The sequence below is a fragment of the Janthinobacterium sp. SUN128 genome (genome assembly GCF_030587275.1).
GTDB classification, from domain to species: Bacteria; Pseudomonadota; Gammaproteobacteria; order Burkholderiales; family Burkholderiaceae_D; genus Janthinobacterium; species Janthinobacterium lividum.
The window spans coordinates 262,622-284,943 of sequence record NZ_JAPWHY010000003.1 but is presented as its reverse complement, the minus strand read 5'-3'; the positions used below and the strand labels follow the sequence as shown (position 1 = coordinate 284,943).

Genomic DNA, 22,322 nt, shown 5'->3' with positions numbered 1-22,322 from the left:
GACGATGGATAAGAAAGAATCACGGCTTCGCCGCGGACGCCAAACCCGCATCAAGATTGCGGAATTGAAAGTAAATCGCTTGTCGGTGCATCGCACCAACCTGCACATTTACGCCAACCTGATCAGCCCGGACGCTAAAGTCCTGGTTTCGGCCTCGACGGCTGAAGCGGAAGTTCGCGCTGAACTGGCAGGCCAATCCGGCAAAGGCGGCAATGCCGCTGCTGCAGCCTTGATCGGCAAGCGCGTCGCTGAAAAAGCGTTGAAAGCAGGGATTACCGAAGTTGCGTTTGACCGCTCCGGTTTCCGTTACCACGGCCGTGTGAAAGCGTTGGCAGAAGCCGCACGCGAAGCCGGTCTGAAGTTCTAAGGATCAATCATGGCAAAAATGCAAGCAAAAATGCAAAGCGACAAGCCGGATGATGGCATGCGCGAAAAAATGATCGCGATCAACCGCGTGACCAAAGTGGTCAAGGGTGGTCGTATCATGGGTTTCGCCGCGCTGACCGTAGTTGGTGATGGCGATGGCCGCGTCGGCATGGGCAAGGGCAAATCGAAAGAAGTGCCAGTTGGCGTGCAGAAGGCAATGGAAGAAGCCCGTCGCAACCTGATCAAAGTACCGCTCAAAAACGGTACCTTGCATCACACGGTTGTTGGTCGTCACGGCGCCTCCAAGGTCCTGATGAACCCAGCTAAGCCTGGTACTGGCGTTATCGCTGGTGGCGCAATGCGCGCTATCTTCGAAGTGATGGGCGTGACGGACGTGGTGGCGAAATCCACCGGTTCGAACAACCCATACAACCTGGTACGCGCTACGCTGGACGGCCTGTCGAAAATGAGCACTGCTTCCGATATCGCTGCCAAACGCGGCAAGTCGGTCGAAGACATTCTGGCTTAAGGTGGACAAAATGACAAACACAGTCAAAGTGCAATTGGTCAAGGGCTTGATCGGTACGCGCGAATCGCATCGCGCTACCGTGCGCGGTCTGGGTCTGCGTCGTGTAAATTCGGTTTCCGAATTGCAAGACACCCCATCCGTACGCGGCATGATCAATAAAGTATCGTATCTCGTTAAAGTTGTCGGGTAAGCCTTCGGGCTTACACGAACGGAGCAAATCATGGAATTGAATACTATTGCACCAGCCGAAGGCGCTAAGCACTACAAGCGTCGCGTCGGTCGCGGTATCGGCTCCGGCCTGGGTAAAACCTCGGGTCGTGGTCACAAAGGTCAGAAATCGCGTTCGGGCGGCTTTCATAAAGTCGGTTTCGAAGGCGGTCAGATGCCTCTGCAACGCCGTCTGCCTAAGCGCGGTTTCAAATCGATGCACGCAACCTTCAAAGCTGAAGTGCGCCTGTCCGATCTGAACAACCTGGCTGTTGGCGATGTCGACATTCTGGTCTTGAAGCAAGCTGGCGTTCTGGGCGTGTTGGCCCGTGACGTGCGCGTGATCTTGTCCGGCGAAATCACCAAAGCGGTGAATTTGAAGGGCTTGAAAGTGTCCGCTGGCGCGAAAGCAGCCATCGAAGCAGCCGGCGGCTCGGTAGCCTGAGTTGACCGCTAACAGCTTGATCGGAGCGAAAATTGGCGACTAATCCACAACTTGCTAAAAGTGCAGCGGCCGGTTTCCCTTGGGGACGGCTCTGGTTTTTGCTTGGCGCATTGGTGGTTTATCGTATCGGTGCTCACGTCCCGGTTCCCGGGATTGACCCGACACAATTAGCCTCGCTGTTCAAGGAGCACGAAGGCGGCGTCCTGGGCATGTTCAACATGTTCTCGGGCGGTGCCTTGTCTCGTTTTACAGTGTTTGCGCTGGGTATCATGCCTTATATCTCGGCCTCGATCATCATGCAATTGCTGTCGATCGTGTCACCGCAGATGGAAGCGTTGAAAAAAGAAGGCGAAGCAGGTCGTCGCAAGATCACCCAGTACACCCGGTATTTCACGGTTGCCCTGGCACTGTTCCAAGCGTTAGGCATTGCAGTCGCACTGGAGTCGCAAGCTGGTCTGGTGTTGGAACCTGGTCTTGCATTCCGCTTCGTGACGGTCGTCACTTTGTTGACCGGAACAATGTTTTTGATGTGGTTGGGTGAGCAAATTACCGAGCGTGGCTTGGGGAATGGCATCTCGATCATCATTTTTGCCGGGATTGCAGCAGGTCTGCCGTCGGCGTTGGGTGGCTTGTTCACTCAGGTGTCGAATGGTTCGATCGGCAGCTTCAGCGCGATTTTCATCGTGATCCTGGTAGCACTGGTAACGTACTTCGTTGTATTCGTTGAACGTGGTCAGCGCAAAATATTGGTCAATTACGCGAAGCGCCAGGTAGGCAACAAGATTTATGGCGGTCAAACCAGCCATTTGCCGTTGAAGCTGAACATGGCCGGCGTGATCCCGCCGATCTTTGCTTCTTCGATCATCTTGTTCCCGGCCACTATCGTGGACTGGTTTTCAAAGGGCGCCGACAACGCTAACCCTGCGGTGCGGTTCTTGAAAGATTTGGCAGCATCGATGGGGCCTGGTGAGCCTATCCATGCGCTGTTGTACGCAGTGGCGATCGTGTTTTTCTGTTTCTTCTATACAGCGCTGGTCTTTAACAGCAAGGAAACAGCGGATAACTTGAAGAAAAGCGGTGCGTTCATTCCCGGGATCCGTCCAGGCGAGCAGACAGCCCGTTACATCGACAAGATCCTGACACGCTTGACACTTGCCGGCGCAGTCTACATCACCCTGGTGTGTTTATTGCCGGAATTTATGCAAGCCCAGTGGAAAGTACCATTCTATTTCGGCGGTACTTCTTTATTGATTATTGTAGTTGTCACCATGGATTTCATGGCGCAAGTACAGAACTACGTGATGTCGCAGCAATATGATTCGCTGCTGCGCAAAGCAAATTTCAAGGGCGGAATTCCGACGCGTTAAGCGCGGTAAACATACCGAATGGCAAAAGACGACGTCATACAGATGCAGGGCGAGATTCTTGAGAATCTCCCAAATGCAACATTTCGAGTGAAGCTGGAGAACGGACACGTGGTGCTCGGGCATATTTCAGGTAAAATGCGGATGAACTATATTCGCATTCTCCCTGGAGACAAGGTGACGGTGGAGTTAACGCCGTACGACCTGAGCCGAGCCCGCATTGTGTTCCGTACCAAGTAACACACTGAATCAAACCAAAGAAGCGAAAGAAAGAGCCCAAAAATGAAAGTTCTCGCATCAGTCAAGCGGATCTGCCGCAACTGCAAGATCATCAAGCGCAAAGGCGTAGTCCGCGTTATCTGCGTGGAACCACGTCACAAGCAGCGTCAAGGTTAATCGAGGAATAACAAATGGCACGTATTGCAGGGGTTAATATCCCAAATCATCAGCATACCGTTATCGGCCTGACGGCCATCTACGGTGTGGGCCGTCCACGCGCAGAGAAAATCTGTGCATCGACCGGTGTAGCAACCAACAAAAAGATCAAAGATCTGGATGACAGCGAACTGGAAAAGCTGCGCGATGAAGTAGGTAAATTCATCGTCGAAGGCGATCTGCGTCGTGAACTGTCCATGAACATCAAGCGTTTGATGGATCTGGGTTGCTACCGCGGCATGCGTCATCGTAAGGGTCTGCCTTGCCGTGGCCAGCGTACGCGTACGAACGCACGTACCCGCAAGGGACCGCGTAAAGCCGCTCAATCGCTGAAAAAATAATCCGCTAGGGAATAATTATGGCTAAGTCGCAAAATAACGCCGCATCAGCACGCGTGCGTAAAAAAGTTAAAAAGAACGTCGCTGAAGGCATCGCACATGTCCACGCTTCGTTCAATAACACCATCATTACCATCACCGATCGTCAAGGCAATGCCTTGTCGTGGGCTACCTCCGGCGGTGCAGGCTTCAAGGGTTCGCGTAAATCGACCCCGTTCGCAGCGCAGGTCGCCGCGGAAGCCGCTGGTAAAGTGGCTGTTGAGTGTGGCGTGAAGAACCTGGAAGTACGTATCAAGGGCCCAGGTCCTGGTCGTGAATCCGCCGTTCGCGCGCTGAACAACCTGGGCATCAAGATCACCGAGATCCAGGACGTGACGCCGGTACCGCACAACGGTTGCCGTCCACCGAAACGTCGTCGTATCTAAGATAGTGTTGCAGAGGGCGCTTCGGCGCCAGCTGCTTTGCTGTCTGTTGTAACTCAGTACAGTTGTGTGAAAACGCTGGAGCAGGGAGCCGGAAACGGTTATACTGCCCGGCTGTTCTTGCCTGTCAAATTCTGTTTGACGGGTTTTTCGTTTTCAGCCACCGTCTGATTGAAACCAAATCAGACTAGCGCCTAACCGCATCAGTGTGTTTGATCATGCATGTGGCTGGGGCGTTATCATTTAAAAAAAGGAAGTATCGTGGCACGTTATATCGGACCTAAAGCAAAACTTTCCCGCCGTGAAGGTACAGACCTGTTCCTGAAGAGCGCACGTCGCTCGCTGGACAGCAAGTGCAAACTGGACGTCAAGCCAGGCCAACACGGTGTCAAATCCGGCGCCCGCACCTCGGACTACGGTAACCAACTGCGCGAAAAGCAAAAAGTCAAGCGCATGTACGGCGTGCTGGAACGTCAATTCCGCCGCTACTTCGCTGAAGCAGACCGTCGTAAAGGCAACACCGGCGAAACGCTGTTGAAGTTGCTGGAAACGCGTCTGGACAACGTTTGCTACCGCATGGGCTTTGGCTCGACCCGCGCTGAAGCGCGTCAATTGGTCAGCCACAAAGCGTTCACCGTGAACGGTATCGTTGTGAACATCGCTTCGTACGCAGTCAAAGTTGGCGACATCGTTGCTGTTCGTGAAAAATCGAAAAAGCAAGTGCGTATCGTTGAAGCACTGTCGCTGGCTGAACAAGTTGGTATGCCTAGCTGGGTTTCGGTTGATGCCAAGAAAATGGAAGGTACTTTCAAGTCCCTGCCAGAGCGTAACGAAATCGCTAACGACGTCAACGAATCGCTGATCGTCGAGCTGTACTCGCGTTAATAGCAGTTAGCACCATCACCGCCCACTCGTTTTCTTTCGGGTGGGCGTTTTACTAATGCCATCAGCCTTATCGGTGTAATGAGCCGAGGGTATTGAAAAGGACATTTCATGCAAAACAGTTTGTTGAAGCCACGTATTATCGATGTTGAAGCTCTCGGTGCAGGTCACGCCAAGGTCGTGATGGAACCGTTCGAGCGCGGCTATGGCCACACATTGGGTAACGCGTTGCGCCGCGTTCTGCTGTCGTCGATGGTAGGCTACGCGCCGACCGAAGTGACGATCGCTGGCGTAGTCCACGAATATTCCTCCCTCGATGGCGTGCAAGAAGACGTCGTCGATCTGTTGCTGAACTTGAAGGGTGTGGTTTTCAAAGTCCACAACCGCGATTCGGTAACCCTGACCCTGAAAAAAGAAGGCGAAGGCGCGATCCTGGCCTCCGATATCGACCTGCCGCATGACGTCGAACTGATCAACCCTGACCACGTGATCGCCCACCTGACCGCTGGTGGCAAGCTGGACATGCAGATCAAGGTTGAAAAAGGCCGCGGCTACGTTCCTGGTAACGTGCGTCGCCTGTCGGAAGACACGAACAAGACCATCGGCCGCATCATCCTGGATGCGTCGTTCTCGCCAGTGCGCCGTGTATCGTACTTCGTTGAATCGGCCCGCGTTGAACAGCGTACCGACCTGGACAAGCTGATCATCAACATCGAAACCAACGGCGTGATCTCGCCGGAAGAAGCGATCCGCCAGTCGGCCCGCGTCCTGGTGGACCAGTTGAATGTGTTCGCTGCCCTGGAAGGCACGGAAGCCGCCGCCGAAGCGCCATCGCGCGCTCCGCTGGTCGATCCTATCCTGTTGCGTCCAGTCGACGACCTGGAGTTGACCGTGCGTTCGGCGAACTGCCTGAAAGCGGAAAACATCTACTACATCGGCGACCTGATCCAACGTTCGGAAAACGAACTGCTGAAAACGCCAAATCTGGGCCGCAAGTCCCTGAACGAAATCAAGGAAGTGCTGGCATCGCGCGGCTTGACCTTGGGCATGAAGCTGGAAAACTGGCCGCCTGCCGGCCTGGAAAAGTAATCGCAGTAAAAGCAAGTTGCAGCAAACTGCCTGGGACAGGTGTCCCAGGCTTTTATTTTGTAGTACCAAACCGGTCCGCGGCTGTAAGGGGTTTCCCACTCAGCTGATCGAAGAACTGGAATTTAAACACTCACCGAAAGGATTTATCATGCGTCACGGTCACGGCCTCCGTAAACTGAATCGTACCTCGTCCCACCGTCTGGCAATGCTGCGCAACATGACAGTATCGCTGCTGCGTCACGAAGCGATCAAAACCACCCTGCCAAAAGCAAAAGAACTGCGCCGCGTTGTCGAGCCAATTCTGACCCTGGGCAAAACCGACTCCCTGGCAAACAAGCGTCTGGCCTTCAACCGCCTGCGCGACCGTGAAATGGTCGTCAAACTGTTCGCTGAACTGGGCCCACGTTTCGCCAACCGTAACGGTGGTTATGTGCGTATCCTGAAAATGGGTTTCCGCGTCGGCGATAACGCTCCTATGGCGTTCGTTGAACTGATGGATCGTCCAGATACGACCGAAGCAGTTGAAGTTGCTGGCGAGTAATCCCAGTAATTGCATCAATGAAAGCCAGGCCTAGCCTGGCTTTTTTGTTTTCTGCTGCAGCTATCCTTGCTGCGGTGTACTATTCTTCTTTCGCGCCGGCCCTGCAGCCACTGCACGCCCCGCGCGTCCTCTGTCGAATGGTTGAAAAGGTAGTTCATGTCCCGTTTCCCCTCCAGCGCCACCGCGCGCGCCGCTCCCCTACATCAACTGCTGATCTGGTTTGCCACCTGTTTGCTGCTGGCCATGGCCGTCTTTGGCACGGGTCAAGCCCGCGCCGACGATGAATTCCTCGACCCCGAACTGGCCTTCAAGTTTTCCGCCCGCATGCAGGATCCGGCCACCATCGCCGTCACGTATGTGATTGCCGATGGCTACTATATGTACCACGAGCGCTTCAAGTTCGAGGCCGTGGGCGCCAAGCTGGGCACGCCGGTGTATCCGGCTGGCAAGGTCAAGTTCGACGATACCTTCCAGAAGAACGTGGAAACCTTCCGCAAGACCCTCACCATCACGATTCCCGTGGAAGCTGCCGGGCCGTTTACCTTGAAAGCGACGGGACAGGGCTGCTCCGACAAGGGGCTGTGCTATGCGCCGCAGGATGCGACAGCCCAGCTGGTGGGCGGTGGCGGCGGCCAGAGCATGGCGCCGGGCGGCTTGCCGTCGAAGTTTGCCTTGCCGGCCGCGCCCGCAGTCGACACGGCGGCCGTCAACGGCCCGCAGGCGCAAGCATCGCCTGGCGTGTCCGTAATGAGCATTCCGCAGGCCGATATCACCAGCACGCCCGAGCCGGTCGCGGCGGCGCCCGTGGCGGCAAGCTCCGCGCCCGCGCAAAGCGAGATGGGCAAGATCGAAGCGGCGCTGAAGAGCGGCAAGCTGCTCGTCATCGTGCCCCTGTTCATGCTGCTGGGCCTGGGCCTCGCATTTACGCCGTGCGTGCTGCCGATGGTGCCGATTTTGTCGTCGATCATCATCGGCGATGGCGCCAAGGTCAGCCGCTCGCGCGGCTTGCTGCTGTCGCTGACGTACGCGCTGGGCATGGCCATCGTCTACACGGCGCTGGGCGTGGCGGCCGGTCTGGCGGGCGAAGGCTTGGCGGCCCAGCTGCAAAACCCGTGGGTGCTGGGTTTCTTTGCCCTGCTGATGGCGGGCCTGGCGCTGTCGATGTTCGGCTTGTATGAACTGCAAGTGCCGGCTTTCCTGCAAGGCAAGCTGACGTCCGTATCGAACCAGCAGTCTTCGGGCCGCCTGGCGGGCGTGTTCGTCATGGGCGCCATTTCCGCCCTGATCGTGGGACCCTGCGTGGCCGCGCCGCTGGCCGGCGCCTTGCTGTACATCAGCCAGACGCGCGATGTCGTCATCGGCGGCAGCGCCCTGTTTGCCATGGCGGTGGGCATGAGCGTGCCTTTGCTGCTGGTGGGCGTGTCGGCTGGCACCTTGCTGCCCCGTGCCGGCGCCTGGATGGATGCCGTCAAGCGCTTCTTTGGCGTGCTGCAACTGGGCGTGGCCTGGTGGCTCGTCTCGCCCGTGCTGCCGGGCGCCGTGCAGATGCTGGGCTGGATGGTCTTGTTCGTCGGCTATGGCATGTATTTGTTGGTGGGCAAGAGCGGCGCGAAGAATGCCTGGGTAGCCAAGGCCTTCGGCCTCGTGTTTGCCTTGCTGGGCGCGATGCAACTGGTGGGTGTGGCCAGCGGTGGCCGCGACCCGCTGGCGCCGCTGGCCCACCTGGGCGGCGGGCAGGTGCATGCCCAACCGTTTACGCGCGTGAAGACCGTGGCGCAGCTGGACGCGGCGCTGGCCCAGCTCAATGGCAAGCCGGCCCTGCTGGACTTTTATGCGGACTGGTGTGTGTCGTGCATCGAGATGGAAAAACTGACCTTCGTCGATCCCGCCGTGCGCGAGAAGATGGGGCAAGCCGTACTGCTGCAAGTGGACGTGACGGCCAATGACGCGGACGACAAGGCCATGCTGAAACGTTTCCAGCTGTTCGGCCCGCCGGGCATCATCATGTTCAACCCGCAAGGGCAGGAAATTGCCCAGTCGCGCGTGATCGGCTTCCAGAATGCAGCCACCTTCCTGGCCTCCTTGCGCAAGCTCGACGAGTAGGTCGGGTTAGCCCGTAAGGGCGTAACCCGACACCACCATACACGCCAACAAAGTTGTCGGATTACGGGCCTGCGGACCTAATCCGACTTACCCAGCTTTCGGCTGCTGATGCATGCCATGGTGGCCGCCGCGATGGCCGCCGTGCTTGCCGCCAGGCACGTTCTCATCAAACACTTTCTTTTGCTCCGGCGTCAGCACGGCGTAGAAGGTTTTCAGCGAGGCCAGACGGCTTTCCTGGCTGGCGATGCGTTCCTTCGACATGGCGATCCATTGCTCCATGCGTTCCGGCGCCGACAGCTTGGCCATCGCTTCGCGCTTGGCCTTCCAGTCACCCATCGGTTTTTTCGGCGCGTTGGCGGCCGTGAATGTGGCCCAGGCCGGTTCCTGCGCGGCCGTCAGCTTCAGCTTGTCATGCAGGCGGGCCTGGTACTTGGCCATGCGCTCGGCAGGATTGCCGCCGCGGTGCTGGCCGCGGTGGCCGTCGTGTTGCATCTTGGTACTGGCGGCAGGCGCGCTGGCGGCCGCTTCCTGGGCGTGGACGGTCAGCGATGCCGCACCCATGCCGAGTACGCTCATGGCGATGATCAAGTTCTTGCGCAAGGTTGTCATTGAGGCGTTCATCTGGATTCCTTTGTAAAAGTGAGGGATGTACATGTTGCTGCACATGAATCCATGTTGGACGCGCCATGTTTCCCCGAAGTGTCCGCTGCCAGACAGTTTGTATCTATATGTTTCTTCGGGTCTTCTATATACAAGACGATACAAATGCGTTGTGCAAGGGCGGGGGAAGTGGGGATAATTCGTACCATGGAACCCACTTCTACAATTCTCATCGTCGACGATGACCGCGATATCCGCAGCTTGCTGGCGGACTACCTGGAAACGAACGCCTACCGTACCCTGGGTGCGGCGGATGGCACGGCCATGTGGAAAATCCTCGATGAAACGCGGCCCGACCTGATCGTGCTCGATTTGAACCTGCCTGGCGATGACGGCCTGACCTTGTGCCGCAAGCTGCGCGCCCAATCGACCGTGCCGGTGATCATGTTGACGGCGCGCAACGAGCCGCTGGACCGCATCCTGGGCCTGGAAATGGGTGCCGACGATTACTTGCCGAAACCGTTCGAGCCCCGCGAATTGCTGGCGCGCATACGCAGCGTGCTGCGCCGCAGCCATGCCATGCCGTCGAACGTGCCGTCGGACAAGGCGCAGCAAATCCGCTTTTCCGGCTGGACGCTGGACCTGACGGCGCGCCACCTGCTCAATCCCAGCGGCCTGGTGATCATGCTGTCGGGCGCGGAATTCCGCTTGCTGCGCGTCTTCCTGGAACACCCGAACCGCGTGCTTAACCGCGACCAGCTGCTGAACCTGACGCAGGGCCGCGACGCCGATCCGTTCGACCGCTCGATCGATATCCAGATCAGCCGTCTGCGGCAAAAGCTCGGTGAAGATGCCCGCTTGCCGCAAATTATCAAGACCGTGCGCAACGGCGGCTACGTGCTGGCTGGCCAGGTCAATGTGGAGCCGCACGCGTGAAGGCCTTCCTGGGCTCGATGACGGGCCGTGTCTTCATGTTCTTGTTGATCGGCATCGTCGCTTCGGCCGCGCTGACGCAGTGGCTGGCCGTGGGCGAACGCCAGCGCGCCATCGAGCAATACCGCGACTACCATGCCGTCGAGCGAGCCGAGCAGCTGGTGATGGCGGCCGACGTGGTGCCGCTGGCCTCGCGCGCCGCCTACCTGAAAGTGGCCAACAAGGGCAGCGTGCGCCTGGAATTGCGTCCCGATACGGAACATAGGCCCGGTGCGCCGACGGAATTTTCCACCGCCCTGCAAGCCAAGCTGGGCGAAGGCTTCAAGGTCAGCGCGCTGGCCGAACGTCCGGCCGCCTGCGTCAAGCCGCGCCAGTCGCCGGGTATGTTTTCCGCCAAGCCATGGGGCGGCACCTGCGAAAACCTCGACGTGCGCATGCAGGATGGCCACGTGCTGCGCCTGATGGTCTTGCCACCGCGCCAGCAGCCACCGTTCAATGAACATAACGACTGGATGACCCTGCTGCCTTTCCTGATCAGCATCGCCATCCTCGCCTATCTGGTCACGCGCATGACCATGCGCCCGCTCAAGCAGCTGGCGCAGGCGGCGAAAGACCTGGGCAATGACATCAACCATCCGCCGCTGACCCTGTCGGGCGCCAGCGAGATCCGCCAGGCCAGCGCCGCCTTCAATGCCATGCAGGCGCGCATCCGCCAGCATATTTCCCAGCGGACACAGATGCTGGCGGCCATCACGCACGACTTGCAGACGCCGCTGACGCGCTTGCGCTTGCGCCTGGAAAAAGTGGCGGATACGGAATTGTATGATCGCCTGGTGGGCGACCTGTCGGCCATGCAAAGCATGGTCAAGGAAGGGCTGGACCTGGCCCGCTCGATGGACAGCACGGAAGCGATGCAGGCGCTCGATCTCGATTCCCTGCTCGATAGCGTCTGCTCCGACGCGGCCGATGCCGGCCAGAAAGTCACCCTCAGTGGACAGGCGGGCATGGCCCTGATGGCGCGCCCCATTGCCATGCGGCGCTGCCTGGTGAACCTGATCGACAATGCCGTCAAATATGGCCTGTACGCGCAGGTGACCGTCGAGCGCATCGCCGGTGCCGCGCGCATCTGCATCCGCGACGGCGGGCCGGGTATTGCGCCAGATCAACTGGCTAAAGTGTTCGAACCGTTTTACCGCATCGAGACGTCGCGTTCGCGCGAATCGGGCGGCACGGGCCTGGGCCTGACCATCGCGCGCAATATTGCCGAGCAGCACGGCGCCACGGTTTCACTGCGCAATCACGTCGACGGTGGACTGGAAGTCACCCTCATCGTGCCAGAGTATTACGCAGGAAAGTGAGCATTTCCGTGCGACAATATTGTGCTTTATGCCCCCCTGGCAACTACATTCAACCTGCAGCCCTGCGCTGCAACAGCGTGACAGAACAATGAAAAAGACTAGTCTGGCAATCCTCGTGGGTGCGGCCCTGTGTATCGGTGGCGGCATCTGGTATTTCAATCATCAGTCCGGTGCGGCGACCAGTGGGCAGGATGGCAAAGGGGGCAAGGGCGGACAGGCGCCGACGACCGTGAGCGTGGTCGCGCCGGTGCGCCAGGATGTGCCGATGGTGCTGCAAGCCAATGGCAGCGTGATGCCCATCAGCAGCGTCGACTTGCACCCGCAGACGACCAGCACGATCACCAAAGTGCATATCCGCGAAGGCCAGTTCGTCAAGCAAGGCGAGCTGATGTTTACGCTGGACGCGCGCAGCGAGCATGCGAATGTCGACAAGGCGCAGGCGCAGGTCTTGCGCGACCGCGCCTCGGTGCAGGACTTCGAGCGCCAGCTCAAGCGCAACCAGGATTTGCTGAGCAAGAATTTCATCGCCCAGGGCGCCGTGGATACCCTGCAAAGCCAGCTCGACGCGGCACGCGCCTTGCTGGCCGCCGACCAGGCTGCCTTGCGCGCGGCCCAGGTCGACTCCAGCTACACCGTCCTGCGCGCGCCGCAGGCGGGCAGGGTGGGCGCCATCAATGTCTACGCCGGCAGCCTGGTGCAGCCGACCACGTCGCTCACCAGCATCACCCAGCTCGACCCGATCGACGTGTCGTTCACCTTGCCGGAAAGCAGCCTGTCCGGCTTGCTGGCGGCGCAAAAGGCGGGCGAGGTGCCTGTCACGGCACTGCTGTCCGATGCGGGCGGCAAGCAGCTCGATGGCAAACTGAATTTTATCGACAATGCCGTCGATCCCGCCACGGGCGTGATCAGGATCAAGGCCCGTTTCAATAATGGCGGCACCGATTTGTGGCCCGGCCAGTACGTGAATACGCAGCTGACCGTGCGCACCCTCAAGGATGCGCTGGTGATCCCGCAAAACGCCATCATCACGAGTACCGCCGGCACCTTCGTGTATTCGATGGAAGCGGACAACACGGCCAAGATGCGCAAGGTGACGCGCGTGTATGCATTCGGACCGAACGCCGTCGTTACCGGCCTGGCGGGCGATGAAAAAGTCATCGTCGATGGCAAGCAGAACTTGCGTCCAGGTAGCAAGGTGCGCCTGGTGGAAAAACACAAGGCTGCCGATGGCGCCGCCGCACCGCAGGACAAGCCAGCATGAACCTGTCCGAACTGAGCATCCGCCGCCCCGTCATGGTGGTGCTGCTGTCCCTCTCCATCATCCTGGCCGGCGTGCTGGCCTATCTGCAAATTCCCGTGGCGGCCTTGCCGAGCTATAACACGCCCGTCATCAACGTCAGCGCCGACCTGGCCGGCGCCAGCCCGGAAACCATGGCCTCGTCGGTGGCCTTGCCGCTGGAAAAGCAATTTTCCACGATTTCCGGCCTGAGCCTGATCACCTCCACGAGCACCCTGGGCAATACCTCGCTGACTCTGGAATTTGACGCCAGCATCAATGTCAACGAGGCGGCTGTCGACGTGCAGGCGGCCCTGCTGCGCGCGCAGCGCCAGTTGCCGACGGAAATGACGGACTTGCCGTCCTACCGCAAGGTCAATCCGGCCGATGCGCCGGTGCTGTTCATCCAGATGACGTCGCCATCGCTGAACTTGTCGGACCTCAACGATTACGCGGAAAACCTGATCGCCCCCAGCCTGTCGACCTTGCCGGGCGTGGCCCAGGTCATCGTCAATGGCCAGAAGCGCTTTGCCGTGCGTGTGCGCGCCCGTGCCGACCTGATGAATGCTCGCAATCTGACGATGGACGAATTGGCCACCGCCTTGCGCACCTCGAACACGAATTCCCCGCTGGGCATTCTTGACGGCCCGAGCCAGACCCTGACCATCCAGGGCAATCCGCAAATGATGAAGGCGGCCGATTTTGCCGAACTGATCGTCGCCAGCCGCAACGGCCAGCCCGTGCGCCTGAAAGACGTGGCCGAGGTGGAAGACAGCTTTCAATCGATCAAGGCCGTCGGCAGTTTCAATGGCGAGCGCTCGATCAGCCTGATGGTGCAGCGCCAACCGGACGCCAACACCGTGCAAGTGGTCGATGGCGTGCGCCGTTTGCTGCCGGGCTTCAAGGAACAATTGCCGCAGTCGATACAGATCAGCCTGGTCAACGACCGTTCGCTGTCGATCCGCGAAGCCATCCACGACGTGAATCTGACCTTGGCCCTGACGGTGGTGCTGGTGGTGCTGGTGATCTTCCTGTTCCTGCACCGCGCGGCGGCCACCTTCATTCCTGCCGTCACCATGCCGATTTCCCTGCTCGGCGCGCTGGCCCTGCTGTACTGGCTCGGCTACAGCCTCGACAACGTTTCCCTGCTGGGCATTACCCTGGCCGTGGGCCTCGTCGTCGACGATGCCATCGTGGTGCTGGAAAACATCGTGCGGCATATCGAGATGGGCAAGAAACCCATACGCGCGGCGCTGGAAGGGGCGAAAGAGATGGGCTTTACCATCATCTCGATCTCCGTCTCGCTGGTGGCCGTGTTCATCCCCATCTTCTTCATGCCGGGCGTGATCGGCTTGCTGTTCCATGAATTCGCCGTTGTCGTCTCGCTGGCCGTGCTGGTGTCGGCCGTCGTGTCGCTGACCCTGGTGCCGATGCTGGCCAGCCGCTTCCTGCCGGCCGATTCGCGCGAGCACAATGACAGCGACCCCAGCCATGGCGAAAAAACCTTCATCGGCCGCCATTTCGAAGCGGGTTTCACGAAATTGCGCAACGGTTATGTGCATCTGCTCGACAAGGCCCTGGCGCACCGCAACGTGGTGCTGTTCGTTGCCGTGTGTACCTTTGCGCTGACGGTGCTGCTGTACGCGACGATACCGAAAGGTTTCTTCCCGGAAGAAGACCTGGGCCAGATCCAGGTGAATACGGAAGCGTCGGAAGATATTTCCTCGGCCGCACTGCAAGACTTGCAAGCGCGCGTGGCGGCCGTGCTCAAGGCGGACCCCAGCGTGCAGGACGTGACGTCGTTCGTTGGCGGCGGCAACACGGGCCGCATGTTCATGGTCTTGAAACCGCGCAGCGAGCGGCCGAAAATGCCGGTGGTGCTGGAAAACCTGCGCCGCGCGGCGGGCACCGTGCCAGGCATGGCCGTGTATTTCCGGCCCGTGCAAAACTTGCAGCTGGGCGGGCGCCAGAGCAAGAGCCGCTACCAGTACACCTTGCAAAGCGTCAGTCCCGACGCCTTGAATGACTGGGCGGAAAAGTTTATTGCCGGCATGCGCACGGATCCCGCCTTCCGCGACGTCACCAGCGATTCGCAGATTAAGGGCTTGCAGGCATCGCTCAGGATCGACCGCGACAAGGCCAACCTGCTGGGCGTGCAAATGTCCGACATCCGCACGGCCCTGTACAGCGCCTTTGGCGAGCGGCAAGTGTCGACCATCTATTCCTCGGCAGCCAGCTATTACGTGATCCTGGAGGCGGCCACGGCCGACCGCCAGTATGATGATGCGCTCACGCGCGTGTCCGTGCGCAGCAAGACGGGCGAACTGGTGAAACTGTCGAGTATTGCCTACGTGGAACGCACGATTGGCCCCACCTCCGTGAATCACCAGGGGCAGTTGCAGGCCGTCACTATTGCCTTCAACCTGGCGCCCGACGTGCCGCTGGGCATCGCCACAGGCAAGATCGATGCGATGGCCAAGGACATGAGCTTGCCGGCCTCCATCATCACGCGCTACGGCGGCGACGCGGCCGTGTTCCAGAGCTCGCAGTCCAGCCAGATCATCCTCATCATTGCCGCGCTGGCCGTGATCTATGTCTTGCTCGGCGTGCTGTATGAAAGCTATATCCACCCGCTGACCATCCTGGCCGGCTTGCCATCGGCGGCCGTGGGAGCGCTGCTGACCCTGCGCCTGTTCGGCATGGACCTGACCATGATCGCCATCATCGGCATTTTGATGCTGATCGGCATCGTCAAGAAAAACGCCATCATGATGATCGACTTCGCCCTGCATGCGCAGCGCAACGACGGGCTGGCGCCGGCGGAGGCCATCCGCCAGGCGTGCATCCTGCGTTTCCGCCCCATCATGATGACGTCGGCGGCGGCCTTGATGGGCGCCTTGCCGATCGCCCTGGGCCTGGGCGCCGGCGCCGAGCTGCGCCAGCCGCTGGGTCTGGCCGTGGTCGGCGGCTTGCTCTTTTCGCAAGTGATCACCCTGTTCATCACCCCCGTGATCTATTTGTTCCTGGATAAGTACAGCGGCACGGGACCGTTGACGGACGAGCAATTGGTGGCGCTCGACAACAAGGCCTGAGTCGCCACACGGCCAGCACCGGCGCCCCGTTCCTCAGTGAATGCGGCGCCGGTTTTGTATGGGCCGTGATACATACGGTAACAACCGTCAAGCGACGGCTCGGGTACTCTGGTTACCGCTGCAAGGAATGTCGCTATCCTGTACGCTTCGGGTTGGATATGCCGAGGAAGTGTTCCCAAAAGCAAGGGACTCTGGCACTATGGCTGCCCTGTAAGATTACTTTTGTCGCTACACAGAAAGCACGATTCATTTTGCATGACACGACCCATTTGATGGCTGCCGATTCCGATGTTTGCCCCACCTGCGGGCAAGTGATCCAGCCACCACCGGCCTACGGGTCCACGACCAGCACCATGCGCAAGGTGGCGCTCGGCGTGTCCGTCTTGCTGCACGTGCTGCTGGCGGCGTATGCATTGTTTCGCAGCGATACGATCGAAAAGATCCCGCCGCCGAAGAAGGAAAGCGCGATGGTCTACATTGCGCCGCTGAAAGACAAGCCGCAGCCGCAGCCGCAGCCGAAACCCACGCCGAAGCCGAAGGACACGAAGGTGGCCAAGGTCAAACCGCCACCGGCGCCGAGCAAGCGCGTGGTCACAAAAGACGTGCCGCGCGACAAGCCAAAACTGGAAACATTCACGCCGCCGCTGGTGTCGAAGGTGCCGTTGCCGCCGCCGCCGGCTGAAGACATGAGTTCGATGATCGAGCAGCGCCGCAAGCAGCGCGAGGCGCAAAACCCCGCGCCGCCGGCCGAGGAAAGCGAAAACGACCGCGCCATGCGCGTGGCCAAGGCGAATATCGCCGGCGCCCAGGGACGCAATTCCGGCAGCGACCGCGAGGATTCGGGCGGGGTGTTTTCCATCGTCAACCAGACTTCGTTCAGTGCCGAAGTCAAGTTCAAAGGCTGGAACGGCAACTTCAAGCGCAACTGGCTGAAGCAGGAAAAAGTCGAGCTGGGCAATGAGCCCGATATCGAAACGGCCATCTTGAAGAAGATGATCCAGCTGATCCGTGCCGAAAAGCCCGGTGATTTCGTCTGGGAATCGCGCCGCCTGGGGCGCAACGTCAACCTCAGCGCCCGCGTGGAAGACACGGCCGAGCTGATGGCCTTCCTGCGCCAGGAATTCTTTTCCGAGAAACGGCCAGGGCCGGGACGGCGCTAGGCGCTCGTAAAACTGGCAATAAAAAAGGCTGCACCGTGTGAACGGGCAGCCTTTTTTTACGCAGCGTTGATCTCGATCAAGCCGATTTGTCGGTTCCTGCTTCCGGTTCGACGTCGTCTTCCATGTCGATCAGTTCGACCATCTGGGCCGCGCCATCTTCGCTGATGCCGGCCAGTTCCATAATCTTGTCGTTGGCTTCGTCGATGCCGACGCGCTTCAGGGCCGAGAACAGTTGCACGGTGAACGGGAAACCGACGCCGTCTTCATCCACGTAGCTGTCGAGCTTGGCTTTCGCCTGGCGCAAGGCATTCACGGATTCATTGCGGTTCAGCTTATCGACTTTCGTCAGGATGCAGTGGATCGGTTTACCCGTCGGGGCGAACCATTCCAGCATCTGGATGTCCAGGTCGGTGAATGGGCGGCGCGAATCCATGATCAGGATCAAGCCGGCCAATTGCTCGCGGCGCTGCACATAGTCGCCCAGCAGGCGCTGCCAGTGCAATTTGGCCGAGCCCGAGACTTCCGCATAGCCGTAGCCCGGCAAGTCGACCAGCAGGCATTCGATCTCTTCGACGATGGTGGCATCCTTGCGGTGCTGCGCCACGTGGGCGCCGCCGATGGAGAAGTAGTTGATATGCTGGGTACGGCCAGGTGTCTTGGAGGCGAACGCCAAGCCTTTCTGATTACACAAGATGTTGATGGCGGTCGATTTACCGGCATTGGAGCGGCCGGCAAAGGCGATTTCCGGCACCGTGGTATCGGGCAGGTCACGCAATTGGTTGACGGTCGTAAAGAAGCGGGCTTGCCAGAGTTTTGACATGGGAGTAGTAAAGCAACAAAAGGGAGCGATAAGGGAGCGATAACGCCAAGAAGCTATTGTACAATAAGGGGTTGTTTATTGTTGCCGGCGTAGCAGCGATGCGGCTTGCGGCCCTGAAAATAAAGCAAAAATCCACAGGGCGCGGCAATGTCCACCACTAATTTCTCACTGTCTCAGGGTGCCTGAATGAATCGTGCGTTTTCACCGTTTATCAAATCCATGCTGCTCGCTTTGCTGGCTGTATCGGCAACTGCCTCTGCGGTCGAAGCAGCGAAACCGGCCGTCAAGGTCGACGCGGCCAAGGGCGCTACCCTGTACGCCGATGGCGATGCGGCACGCGGCCTGCCTGCCTGCGTCTCCTGCCATGGCGCGGCCGGCAATTCGACCATCACGGTCAATCCGAAGCTGGCCGGCCAGCACGAAAGCTATATCTACAAGCAACTGGTCGACTTCACCACGCCGGAGCGCAACCAGCCCGTCATGACGACGTACGCGAAGATGCTCAGCGACGCCGACAAGAAGAATATCGCCGCCTACCTGGGCGCGCAGCTGTCCAAGCCGGGCGCCGCGAAAAACAAGGATACGATCGACCTGGGCAAGAAAATCTACCGTGGTGGCATTGCTTCCAAGCAAGTTGCCGCCTGCGCCAGCTGTCATGGTGCGACGGGCAATGGTATTCCCGTCCAGTATCCGCGCATCGCCGGCCAGCACCAGGACTACACGGTGGCCCAGCTGGCCATGTTCCGCAGCACCAAGGCTGATGCCCGCAAGAACAGCGCGCAAATGCACACCATCGCCGCCCGCATGTCGGATGACGAGATCGCCGCCGTTGCCGATTACATCGCCGGCCTGAAGTAAGTTTTCATAGTGGCAAGAGATTGCCAGGCGCACCAGCGCGCATGAACCAGGGCGGCCGTCTCGACAGGCTGCCCTTTTTTATGGCAGGGGCCAAACAGGAGTATGCTGCCGCCTTGCGCGGAGAAACTATCTGCTCCATGCCTAAATTTTCTTGAAGATTGCATATCCCGTATGAGTATCAACGTATGAGCACAGGCACGACCGGAATCGAGTTAAAGACCCAACGCCGCAGCCTGGCTGAATTCGTCGAGCTGGTCTCGTCGATGCGCTTTGCCATCAGCCTGCTGACCCTGATCGCCGTCGCGTCCATCATCGGCACCGTGCTCAAGCAAAATGAGCCCATGCCCAATTATGTGAACCAGTTCGGTCCGTTCTGGTTCGCCGTCTTCGACAAGCTGAGCCTGTACTCCGTGTATTCGGCCTGGTGGTTCCTGGTCATCATGGGTTTTCTCGTCGCCTCGACCTCGCTGTGCATCGTGCGCAATGCACCGAAGATGCTCAAGGATATGCGCAGCTGGCGCGACAATGTGCGCGAACAATCCCTGCGCAATTTCCATCACAAGGCGGAATGGCAGGCGCCGCTGCCACGCACCGTGCTGGCGCAGCAGATGGTGATGCGCCTGAAAGACGCCGGCTACGCGGCCAAGGTGGTCGAGAAGGACAACGCCACCCTGGTCGCCGCCAAGCGGGGCGCGGCCAATAAATGGGGCTATATCTTTGCCCACGGCGCTATCGTCATCATCTGCGTGGGAGGCTTGCTCGATTCGGAAATGCCGATCCGCGTACAGCAATGGTTCTTTGGCAAGACGCCGTTTTCCGGCAGCGGCGTGATCGCCGACATTCCCGCCCAGCACCGCCTGAGCCTGTCGAACCCCACTTTCCGCGGCAACACCATGATCCCGGAAGGCGCGTCGAGCAACACGGCCATCATTCCCCAGGCCGATGGCGTGCTGATCCAGGACCTGCCCATCACCATCCTGCTGAAAAAATTCCACATCGATTTCTACAGCACGGGCATGCCCAAGCTGTTCGCCAGCGATGTCGTGGTGACAGATCATGAAACAGGGAAAAGTTTCCCTGCAACCATCAAAGTCAACCAGCCGCTGCTGTACAAGGGCCTGGCCCTGTACCAGTCCAGCTTTGAAGATGGCGGCAGCAAGCTCAAGTTGACGGGCTTTCCCATGACGGGCAAGACGACGAAACGCTTCGATATCGGCGGCGAAGTGGGCGGCAGCACGCCGCTCGAGCGCAGCGATGGCAATTCCTACACGGTGGAATGGTCGGGTTTCCGCCCGTTCAACGTGGAAAACCTCAGCGCCGGCCAGGACGTGCGGGCCGTCAGCAAGGCGGAAAGTTTCAACGATAAGTTTGCCGTCGGCCTCGATAAACGCCTCGGTTCGGCCGCCAAGAACGCGAACAACAAGGATCTCAAGAACGTCGGCCCTTCGGTGCAATACAAATTGCGCGACAAGACGGGCCAGGCGCGCGAGTACCAGAACTACATGCAGCCGGTCACCGTGGATGGCACGACGGTGTTCCTGGCCGGCATGCGCGTCAACCCCAGCGACCCGTTCAGCTATCTGCGCATTCCCGCCGATGACAATTACAGCGTGAACGAATGGATGCGCTTGCGTGCCGCGCTGCAAGATCCCGCGCTGCGCCAGCAGGCCGCCACGCGCTATGCGGCGCGCGCCATGCCGCAACCGGGTGCGGAAGCCTTGCGCGGCCAGTTGCAGGAATCGGCGGCGAAAAGCCTGGGCATCTTTGCCGGCAATGGGCACGAGGGCGGCTTCCTCGCCATTTCGCGCTTCCTGGAGAAAATTCCTGCCGCCGAGCAAGAAAAAGCGGCCGATATCTTCATGAAGATACTGAATGGCAGCCTGTGGGACTTGTGGCAGGCGGCGCGCGCCCAGGATGGCTTGAAAGCCATCGAGGCCGATGACAAGCATGGCCGCTTCCTGCAACTGGCCACGAATGCGCTGTCCGACAGCTTCTTCTATGGCGCGCCCGTGTATCTGCAACTCGACGACTTCACGGAAATCAAGGCGTCCGTGCTGCAGGTGACGCGTTCGCCGGGCAAGAGCGTGGTCTACCTCGGCTGCCTGTTCCTCGTGATCGGCGTGTTTTCCATGTTTTATATCCGCGAGCGCCGCCTGTGGGTGTGGATCAAGGATGGCGAGGGCGGCAGCGATGCCTTGATGGCCATGAGCACGCAACGCAAGACGCTGGATTTTGAAAAAGAATTTGAGAACTTGAAGGCAAAGCTGCCGCAATCGGCGTAAGCTGCGCTGTGTCTGGGACGCTTGCGCGTCGCCTGCAATGGAGAAAATGATGGAATTGGCAAACAAGCAAATATATACGCAAGAACCAGGATTTTTCAAGCGCCTGAGCCTGATCGATTGGCTGTATGGCGCCGGCTTGCTAGCCGCATCCCTGTTCGGCCTGGTGCGCTTTGGCGCCTTCATGGATATCTATGAAAAAGCCATCTTGCTGGCCGCGGCGCCCACGTTCGCGTGGCTGGGCTGGTACTGGAAGCCCGTGCGCTGGCTGATCCCCGTGGCAGCCGTGCTGTCGCTGTTCGCCATCGAGCTGTACGCTGGCCACCTGGAGATGGCGAACCAGAAATTCTTCCTGAAATATATCTTGTCGAGCCAATCCGCCATCTTGTGGATGGGCACCCTGTTCGTGTTGTCGACCCTGTTCTACTGGATCGGCCTGGTGGCGCGCTCGGAATTCGGCTCGTCCGTCGGCTCCCTGCTGTGCTGGGCCGGCGTCGTGCTGGGCCTGACGGGCATGCTGGTGCGCTGGTACGAGTCTTACCTGATCGGTGCCGACGTGGGCCACATTCCCGTGTCGAACCTGTATGAAGTGTTCATCCTGTTTTCCTTGATCACGGCCATGTTCTACCTGTACTACGAGCAGCATTACGCGACGCGCCAGCTGGGCGCCTTCGTCATGCTGGTCATTTCCGCGGCCGTCGTGTTCCTGATGTGGTACACGGTCACGCGCGACGCGGCCGAGATCCAGCCGCTGGTGCCGGCCCTGCAAAGCTGGTGGATGAAGATCCACGTGCCGGCCAATTTCATCGGCTATGGCACCTTCGCCCTGTCGGCCATGGTGGCGGCGGCCTACCTGCTCAAATCGAGCGGCTACCTGGTCGACCGCCTGCCGTCGCTGGAAGTGCTCGACGACGTCATGTACAAGGCTATTTCCGTCGGCTTCGCTTTCTTCACGGTAGCGACCATCCTGGGCGCCTTGTGGGCGGCCGAAGCATGGGGCGGCTACTGGTCATGGGACCCGAAAGAAACGTGGGCGCTGATCGTCTGGCTCAACTATGCAGCCTGGCTGCACATGCGCCTGATGACGGGCTTGCGCGGCCGCGTTGCCTCGTGGTGGGCGCTGGTGGGCTTGCTGGTGACGACCTTCGCGTTTTTGGGCGTGAATATGTTCCTTTCTGGATTACATTCTTACGGCAAGCTTTAATTGTTTTTTGCATGACAGAAG

The 22,322-nt window shown here is 59.3% G+C and carries 23 protein-coding genes; 21 read left to right on the top strand and 2 right to left on the bottom strand.

From position 1 onward, the window contains the following. Positions 1-4 precede the first annotated feature (4 nt). The 13 genes from rplR (at position 5) to dsbD (ending at position 8,721) form a co-directional block, all read left to right on the top strand. The gene (rplR, locus tag O3297_RS24000; protein WP_010394431.1) at positions 5-367 is read left to right on the top strand and encodes a 50S ribosomal protein L18; all 363 of its coding nucleotides are present in this window, start codon (positions 5-7) and stop codon (positions 365-367) included. Positions 368-376: 9 nt separating this feature from the next. Then, positions 377-895 (top strand): 30S ribosomal protein S5, encoded by a 519-nt coding sequence (rpsE, locus tag O3297_RS23995; RefSeq protein WP_010394433.1) that lies wholly within the window; start codon positions 377-379, stop codon positions 893-895. A gap of 10 nt (positions 896-905) precedes the next feature. Continuing rightward, positions 906-1,085 (top strand): 50S ribosomal protein L30, encoded by a 180-nt coding sequence (rpmD, locus tag O3297_RS23990; protein ID WP_010394435.1) that lies wholly within the window; start codon positions 906-908, stop codon positions 1,083-1,085. A 30-nt stretch (positions 1,086-1,115) separates the two neighbouring features. Further along, complete coding sequence (gene rplO / locus O3297_RS23985; protein ID WP_034753211.1) at positions 1,116-1,547, top strand: 50S ribosomal protein L15; 432 nt, start codon at positions 1,116-1,118, stop codon at positions 1,545-1,547. Between the two features lie 32 nt (positions 1,548-1,579). Then, positions 1,580-2,914, top strand: coding sequence for a preprotein translocase subunit SecY (gene secY, locus O3297_RS23980; RefSeq protein WP_010394438.1), 1,335 nt, complete (start codon positions 1,580-1,582; stop codon positions 2,912-2,914). A gap of 18 nt (positions 2,915-2,932) precedes the next feature. After that, positions 2,933-3,151, top strand: a complete 219-nt coding sequence (gene infA / locus O3297_RS23975; protein WP_005663428.1) for a translation initiation factor IF-1 — start codon at positions 2,933-2,935, stop codon at positions 3,149-3,151. A 42-nt stretch (positions 3,152-3,193) separates the two neighbouring features. Continuing rightward, positions 3,194-3,307 carry a 50S ribosomal protein L36 gene (gene rpmJ / locus O3297_RS23970; RefSeq protein WP_010394471.1) on the top strand — a complete coding sequence of 38 codons (114 nt, stop codon included), beginning with the start codon at positions 3,194-3,196 and terminating at the stop codon, positions 3,305-3,307. A 14-nt stretch (positions 3,308-3,321) separates the two neighbouring features. Further along, positions 3,322-3,687, top strand: coding sequence for a 30S ribosomal protein S13 (gene rpsM / locus O3297_RS23965; RefSeq protein WP_046681666.1), 366 nt, complete (start codon positions 3,322-3,324; stop codon positions 3,685-3,687). 17 nt (positions 3,688-3,704) lie between these two features. Continuing rightward, complete coding sequence (gene rpsK / locus O3297_RS23960) at positions 3,705-4,109, top strand: 30S ribosomal protein S11 (RefSeq protein WP_010394475.1); 405 nt, start codon at positions 3,705-3,707, stop codon at positions 4,107-4,109. Between the two features lie 258 nt (positions 4,110-4,367). Further along, complete coding sequence (rpsD, locus tag O3297_RS23955; protein WP_010394478.1) at positions 4,368-4,991, top strand: 30S ribosomal protein S4; 624 nt, start codon at positions 4,368-4,370, stop codon at positions 4,989-4,991. A 108-nt stretch (positions 4,992-5,099) separates the two neighbouring features. Continuing rightward, complete coding sequence (rpoA, locus tag O3297_RS23950) at positions 5,100-6,077, top strand: DNA-directed RNA polymerase subunit alpha (RefSeq protein WP_008444343.1); 978 nt, start codon at positions 5,100-5,102, stop codon at positions 6,075-6,077. 148 nt (positions 6,078-6,225) lie between these two features. Next, positions 6,226-6,618: a 50S ribosomal protein L17 gene (rplQ, locus tag O3297_RS23945; protein WP_034753219.1), complete on the top strand. Its 393-nt coding sequence runs from the start codon at positions 6,226-6,228 to the stop codon at positions 6,616-6,618. Between the two features lie 156 nt (positions 6,619-6,774). Then, positions 6,775-8,721, top strand: coding sequence for a protein-disulfide reductase DsbD (dsbD, locus tag O3297_RS23940; RefSeq protein ID WP_305050448.1), 1,947 nt, complete (start codon positions 6,775-6,777; stop codon positions 8,719-8,721). A gap of 87 nt (positions 8,722-8,808) precedes the next feature. On the opposite strand, the gene O3297_RS23935 is transcribed toward dsbD, so the two are convergent. Next, positions 8,809-9,342, bottom strand: coding sequence for a Spy/CpxP family protein refolding chaperone (locus O3297_RS23935; RefSeq protein ID WP_305050447.1), 534 nt, complete (start codon positions 9,340-9,342; stop codon positions 8,809-8,811). A 186-nt stretch (positions 9,343-9,528) separates the two neighbouring features. On the opposite strand from O3297_RS23935, the gene O3297_RS23930 reads away from it, so the two are divergent. From O3297_RS23930 to O3297_RS23910, 5 genes are all read left to right on the top strand, one after another. After that, complete coding sequence (locus O3297_RS23930; RefSeq protein WP_034753223.1) at positions 9,529-10,257, top strand: response regulator; 729 nt, start codon at positions 9,529-9,531, stop codon at positions 10,255-10,257. Continuing rightward, positions 10,254-11,612, top strand: coding sequence for an ATP-binding protein (locus O3297_RS23925; RefSeq protein ID WP_305050446.1), 1,359 nt, complete (start codon positions 10,254-10,256; stop codon positions 11,610-11,612). Before O3297_RS23930 ends, O3297_RS23925 begins: the two co-directional genes overlap by 4 nt. A gap of 88 nt (positions 11,613-11,700) precedes the next feature. Then, positions 11,701-12,873: an efflux RND transporter periplasmic adaptor subunit gene (locus O3297_RS23920; RefSeq protein WP_305050445.1), complete on the top strand. Its 1,173-nt coding sequence runs from the start codon at positions 11,701-11,703 to the stop codon at positions 12,871-12,873. Then, positions 12,870-15,980: an efflux RND transporter permease subunit gene (locus O3297_RS23915; RefSeq protein WP_034778288.1), complete on the top strand. Its 3,111-nt coding sequence runs from the start codon at positions 12,870-12,872 to the stop codon at positions 15,978-15,980. Before O3297_RS23920 ends, O3297_RS23915 begins: the two co-directional genes overlap by 4 nt. A gap of 272 nt (positions 15,981-16,252) precedes the next feature. After that, on the top strand, positions 16,253-17,140 hold the full coding sequence (locus O3297_RS23910; protein ID WP_240317554.1) for a hypothetical protein: 888 nt from the start codon (positions 16,253-16,255) through the stop codon (positions 17,138-17,140). A gap of 76 nt (positions 17,141-17,216) precedes the next feature. On the opposite strand, the gene yihA is transcribed toward O3297_RS23910, so the two are convergent. Continuing rightward, complete coding sequence (yihA, locus tag O3297_RS23905) at positions 17,217-17,960, bottom strand: ribosome biogenesis GTP-binding protein YihA/YsxC (RefSeq protein WP_099395868.1); 744 nt, start codon at positions 17,958-17,960, stop codon at positions 17,217-17,219. 186 nt (positions 17,961-18,146) lie between these two features. On the opposite strand from yihA, the gene O3297_RS23900 reads away from it, so the two are divergent. The 3 genes from O3297_RS23900 (at position 18,147) to ccsB (ending at position 22,301) form a co-directional block, all read left to right on the top strand. Beyond that, a complete protein-coding gene (locus O3297_RS23900) occupies positions 18,147-18,818 on the top strand; it encodes a cytochrome c (protein ID WP_034778295.1) in 672 nt (223 codons plus the stop codon). A gap of 185 nt (positions 18,819-19,003) precedes the next feature. Beyond that, positions 19,004-21,100 (top strand): cytochrome c biogenesis protein ResB, encoded by a 2,097-nt coding sequence (locus O3297_RS23895; RefSeq protein ID WP_305050441.1) that lies wholly within the window; start codon positions 19,004-19,006, stop codon positions 21,098-21,100. 49 nt (positions 21,101-21,149) lie between these two features. Then, positions 21,150-22,301: a c-type cytochrome biogenesis protein CcsB gene (gene ccsB / locus O3297_RS23890; protein WP_034778299.1), complete on the top strand. Its 1,152-nt coding sequence runs from the start codon at positions 21,150-21,152 to the stop codon at positions 22,299-22,301. Positions 22,302-22,322 lie beyond the last annotated feature (21 nt).